The following is a 3,892-nucleotide window of genomic DNA, read 5'->3' as shown; positions in this document are numbered from 1 at the left end:
TCACCTGACCCTCCTTGCGGTAGGTCAGGTGTTGCAACGATCACTAGAACCCGCCACGCTGTATGCCACCCTAGGGGGGTGCTCCTCCCGGTCAGGGAGTCCAAGAAAACGTCACCACCTCGTTGTGGAGTGCTAGCCTTGATTGTTAAGAATGGGTTTAAGGAGTGGCGAAATGGCAATGTCTAATAAAGAAATTATTAAGCACCTTCCGGATTGGATCGCAGAAAAGAAAACAAGTTTCTTCTTCGGCTCGGGTACGTCTGCTCCTGGCATGCCTCTAATGAATGATTATGATCCTAAAGATTTGCTGGAAGAAGTAGTGCAAAGAAATAAGACTTTAATAGCGCATGATCCTGCTTTATTTATTGAATGGGTGGAATCTAAAGATAGCAGGTGGAATTCACCGCTTAAAAAAGAATATAATCACTTTTGTGGGCAAGGTAGTATACAAGCTGTGCAAGACTTTGTTGAAACAAAATTTCATGAAATACAAAGCACTGCAAATGAATATAAATGTTTTATGAATAATATTCTTTCCATATTAAACAATGTGAATTCGAGAGAATTGCATAAAAATATTAATATTTTTTCTACAAATTATGATTTATTCGTTGAAGAAGCAATTGATGAAATTTATAGAGAAGGAGGGTCTGTTCCTTTTGTATTTAATGATGGTGCCAGAGGATATTTTAAGAGACTGTTAGATAGCTCAAATTTTGATACCTTGACTGCTTATAGAGGTCGTTTTGATAACTATATAAATGAGTTACCAGCAATCAATCTTATTAAAATTCATGGATCTGTAAATTGGAACGAACTCTCTGCTGATGCGATTCAGATTCAAAATAATGTCGTTGAGGACATTGATGTGTCTGGAAAAGGAATGGTGGCGCCTAATGGTCAAGAACCAGAGAACACAACATTAAAAAAACACTATTATGAAATGCTGCGCTATTTTGAATATGAGATGTCGGCGAGTTGGGAGAATGGCTCGATACTGATAGTGCATGGTTTTTCATTTGGTGATGGGCATATTGCTAAGGCGTTGAAAAGAGCGTTGGAGAATCGTGCGCTAATGGTTGTCGTTGTGGCATATAGAGACGCTGACGTTGAAACAATTAGAAAAAATCTCACTAATTGTGGTTTAAGGAACAATTTATACTTCTTAAGTCCAAAAGATTTTATCTTCTCTAGTGAAGATTTTAATCGTTTAAATTTGAGTAATTTAAACAAAATAATTACTGGTGAATTAAATTGTGCGTAATGGTGGAGGAAATCGTGGAGCGAAGTGAAAAAGAACTCGGGGTTGTTATGTCAGTTGATGCCGATGAGGCGACTATTGGCATGTACAACGTAACTAATGGTACTTCTTTCTTTATGGATGGTGAGGAGATAAACGGAATAAAGGTTGGAGCATATGCGATTCTTAAGCAGGGGCGGAATCGCATTGTTGTGACTGTTCTATCGGAAAAAGTGCGAGATCAGCTGAATACCATTAATTCAAAAGAATTTGATAACCGCTTCCATGCACAATCGATTCAGAGAATAGTGAAAGTCAGATCTCAGGGTGTGATCAAAGATGGACACTTTTCTTTAACAAGTGCTGTCGTCCCTATGGTGGGTAATGTTCTTGTTTCCGCATCTTCTGAAGATATCGCGGATATTTTTTCTCGCGGTGTTAAAGAATGTGAATCGGTAACCATAGGGCGCTCTCTTATGGAGAATCAGCCAATTAGGATTCCTGTGAATGATTTCTTTGCTTCGCATATTGGCATTTTCGGTAATACTGGAAGTGGAAAATCGAACACCCTGCACAAGCTGTATCTTGAGTTATTTAATTCGAGGTATGGTTCACCGGCATTGGAGAAAAGTAGCTTTGTTATCATTGATTTCAATGGTGAATACGGAAGCGGTTCGGCTTTTAAAGACCATCATATTCAACTTTATGATGGAGTAAAAGAAAAATTTCCAATTGATGAAAATTTATTTTTTGATATAAATACATTGAAAGTTTTGGCTAAAGCGACTGAGAATACACAAGTGCCTTTTTTGGCTCGTTCTCTAAAAAAATGGCGAGAAAACCGTGAATATACTTCGATGGAAATAGGTCTCTTAAAGAAATGTTTAACGTCTTGCAGTATTGACCTTATCGAAGAATGGCGTGATGTGGCGAGAAGTATTTTACAAGAGGGATCTAATGGTGAAATTGATTGTATGAATGTGCTTGATACCGTTAAAACATTTAAAAATGATTTAATGTATATATTGGAGGATGGCATAGAAAAGTATATTGACAAGGGGGATTCCATTGATGGGTGGGAGTATTCTAATTTGAAACTTGATTCTGTGAAGCGAGATTTAGCAAAATGCGTGAGTTCTTTTAATCCATGTATTTCTTTTTTGAATTTTATAAAATTTCAGAAAATATATGACGCGAAATATATGGGCATGCAACTTGATTGGTTGAGGCCTGTCGTGGGAAGAATGGAAAGAGTTGTCAATTCCATAGAAAAGTATGCTGAAATAAAAGGATCTGATGAGTGTTATCTAAAAGGCGTCACTGTTTTCAACTTAAAAAACGTTGATGCGGAATATAAAGAAACCTTTGCATTGTTAATTGCTAAGATGTTCTATGAGTGGAAAAAGAAAGATTCGAACAGTGTTTCGGTTCATCTAATAATAGATGAAGCGCATAATATTCTTAATTCTTTTAAATCATCTCACTCTGATATCTGGGAAGATTATCGTCTGTCGACTTTTGAGTCAATGATTAAAGAAGGTCGAAAGTATGGTTTCTTCCTTACAATTGCGTCTCAACGTCCAGCGGATATTTCTCCAACAATTATGTCTCAGATCCATAACTATATCGTTCATAAGTTAGTGAATGACAAGGATTTGCAAATGATGGAGAACACGATGCCAACTCTTGACGCGTTCTCCAAATCACGAATTCCTACTTTAGGTAAAGGCGAAGCCGTGTTGACTGGTCGCGCTTTCGGTCTTCCCTCACTCATCAAAGTTGATTATGAACCGTATTCGCGTCCTGATTCCGACGATGTTGATTTGATTAAAAAATGGACATCCAAAGCTGATAATACTGCTTCTGCGAGCGATACGTACAGTGGAACGCAGACTTTTTGAAGATTGAATAAACGGATCTTTGCGGGTTCGGTTCCGAGGGGCGGAGTCGTATCGAACGGCTACCATTACCTCCGCGCCAGGCTCGGCGTCGACAAATACGTCGGGCTGGCGCGCTCGAGTAACTGAAACATTTTCCATCCAAGGGCGGCGTGGATAACGTCTTATCAAGTCCTCGCTTAAAACTGACTTCTAGTATTCCTCCATTCCCATTTATCTCCCTGTGTCGCGTAACGTTTCTCGATAATCCAAAAATCTGTGCGGTCGCTGACCCTGCGCGCGCTGATTCTTCATATCGAAATCACCGGCACATCCTACTGATTGGCGTTTTCTGAATCATTGCCATTATTGTTTTTAATTATTGTTGAGAGCTATCTATATGGAATTGCGTATTGCTCATATGCGGATAAATCAAACAATGTTCCAATGAAGACTTGAGAGACTTTGCTCCTTTCTTCGGGCTTTAGTGTGGTTCTACATTTCATGCATAAATCGCAAATAGGGGCTTCTGAATGCATTGTGTATTCGTTTTTGTTATTTGGATAACCATCTAACGAGGTTGCATATGTATATTGCGATGTTGGTTTCAACATCGTCGCCGGATATTCTTTCCCATGAAATACGTCCAGGCACTTGTTATGTCTCCTTAGTTTCACGTTGATTCTATGGTGGGCTGTTTCCTATTGGTGTGAACCGCACCCCCGATTGTTGGACTGAAGAAATTCAGATTCGATGATCGGAGGTGCGGTTCTTT

General features: G+C 39.0%; 2 protein-coding genes. Both read left to right on the top strand.

The window, feature by feature from the left end; all coding sequences use genetic code 11:
- Nucleotides 1-172 precede the first annotated feature (172 nt).
- A complete protein-coding gene (locus ACT8YW_RS22265) occupies nucleotides 173-1,264 on the top strand; it encodes an SIR2 family protein (RefSeq protein ID WP_165501981.1) in 1,092 nt (363 codons plus the stop codon).
- Complete coding sequence (locus ACT8YW_RS22260) at nucleotides 1,264-3,141, top strand: ATP-binding protein (protein WP_131211056.1); 1,878 nt, start codon at nucleotides 1,264-1,266, stop codon at nucleotides 3,139-3,141. The genes ACT8YW_RS22265 and ACT8YW_RS22260 overlap by 1 nt, the downstream gene beginning before the upstream one ends.
- The last annotated feature ends 751 nt before the right edge of the window (nucleotides 3,142-3,892 follow it).

The organism is Bacteroides sp., from assembly GCF_052357945.1.
In the GTDB taxonomy this organism is placed as follows: Bacteria; Bacteroidota; Bacteroidia; order Bacteroidales; family Bacteroidaceae; genus Bacteroides.
Note: the sequence above shows the minus strand (reverse complement) of the source record. Positions and strands in the feature narration are given on the sequence as shown.

Coding starts and splice junctions, on each gene's coding strand:
- ACT8YW_RS22265 (WP_165501981.1), top strand. CDS start 173: ATGGCAATGTCTAATAAAGAAATTATTAAGCACCTTCCGGATTGGATC.
- ACT8YW_RS22260 (WP_131211056.1), top strand. CDS start 1,264: ATGGTGGAGGAAATCGTGGAGCGAAGTGAAAAAGAACTCGGGGTTGTT.